We start from the raw sequence: 1,305 nt of genomic DNA, 5'->3' as shown, positions 1-1,305 counted from the left end.
CTATTTAATCTCGAAACATATCGCTCCCAAATTGGGCCATATTTCAATATCAAAAATCAACGCAGTACATCTACAGAGATTCTATTCATATCTCAATGAGAAAGAGCATCTTGCTCCTGCATCCATTTCAAAGATACACAACATCATCAAAGCATCTTTAAATGCAGCTTACCGATATGGGTTCATATATAAAAACCCAGCGCTGTTAGTGGATCCGCCTCGTATAGGAAGAAAAGAAATGCGGTTTTGGACTGAAGAACAGGCGAGACATTTTTTGAATGTCGCAAAAAATGATCGGCTATATATAGCTTTCTTTTTAGCGATTACAACGGGGATGAGAAAAGGAGAAATTCTTGGTCTTCGATGGAAAGATATTGACCTGCATAGGAAAACGATTACAGTCAATCAGACCCTATCTAACCGCGGTGATCGTTTTCAAGAAACAAAAACCAATGCCGGCCGCCGCACAATTGTATTGACAGGTAATACAATCGACGTTCTTAAGCAGCATTATACGACAATTAAAAAAGAGAAACTCAAAAACGGGGCATATTACGAAGATCATGGGCTTGTCGTTTGCACATCATTAGGAACGCCGATCATCCCAAGGAATTTTGACCGTGTATGGAAGCGCCTTTTAAAGAAAAGCGGACTGCCACCGATTCGCTTCCATGATTTACGGCACACACATGCCACAATCCTATTGAAACAAGGCATTCATCCTAAAGTCGTCAGTGAGCGTCTTGGCCATGCAAATATTCGCATTACATTGGATACCTATTCCCATGTCTTACCCGGATTACAGGAAGCAGCAGCAGCCAAGTTTGAGGAATTATTTTTCCATGAAAAAAATATTTCGGAATCCGAACGTTAGCAATTCGTTTGCAATTGACCTCTTCCTAAAATTAAACGGGGTTTCGTCGTTATGACGAAACCCCATCATAATAAGCTTTTTAATGGAGCTTCCAACAGGGCTCGAACCTGCGACCTCTTCCTTACCATGGAAGCGCTCTACCAACTGAGCTATGGAAGCATCTGGCTCCGCAGGCCGGATTCGAACCAGCGACCCATCGGTTAACAGCCGATTGCTCTACCACTGAGCTACTGCGGAATGTCATGGAATATGTAAGGCAAGGCCCGGCAACGTCCTACTCTCACAGGGGGTCGCCCCCCCATTACCATCGGCGCTGAAGAGCTTAACGGCCGTGTTCGGGATGGGAACGGGTGTGACCTCTTCGCCATCGTCACCGGACCTTTTTCACTTGTTGAAGGTTGCACCTTCAAAACTGATAACGAAGGTCCTGC

Annotated in this window: 1 protein-coding gene, 2 tRNA genes and 1 rRNA gene; 1 reads left to right on the top strand and 3 read right to left on the bottom strand. The window is 44.4% G+C overall.

Annotated elements, in window-relative coordinates:
- Nucleotides 1–874, top strand: an 874-nt coding sequence (locus tag CCB157_RS16420; RefSeq protein ID WP_077616893.1) for a tyrosine-type recombinase/integrase, incomplete at its 5' end; no start/stop codon positions are given.
- 83 nt (nt 875–957) lie between these two features.
- On the opposite strand, the gene CCB157_RS16415 is transcribed toward CCB157_RS16420, so the two are convergent.
- The 3 genes from CCB157_RS16415 to rrf all read right to left on the bottom strand — a co-directional run bounded on the left by CCB157_RS16415 (nt 958) and on the right by rrf (nt 1,252).
- Nucleotides 958–1,033 (bottom strand) — tRNA-Thr (locus tag CCB157_RS16415).
- Nucleotides 1,034–1,036: 3 nt separating this feature from the next.
- A tRNA-Asn gene (locus tag CCB157_RS16410) sits at nt 1,037–1,111 on the bottom strand.
- Between the two features lie 24 nt (nt 1,112–1,135).
- Nucleotides 1,136–1,252, bottom strand: a 5S ribosomal RNA gene (rrf, locus tag CCB157_RS16405).
- Nucleotides 1,253–1,305 lie beyond the last annotated feature (53 nt).

It is taken from the genome of Caenibacillus caldisaponilyticus (assembly GCF_002003465.1).
In the GTDB taxonomy this organism is placed as follows: domain Bacteria; phylum Bacillota; class Bacilli; order Bacillales; family Sporolactobacillaceae; genus Caenibacillus; species Caenibacillus caldisaponilyticus.
Note: the sequence above shows the minus strand (reverse complement) of the source record. Positions and strands in the feature narration are given on the sequence as shown.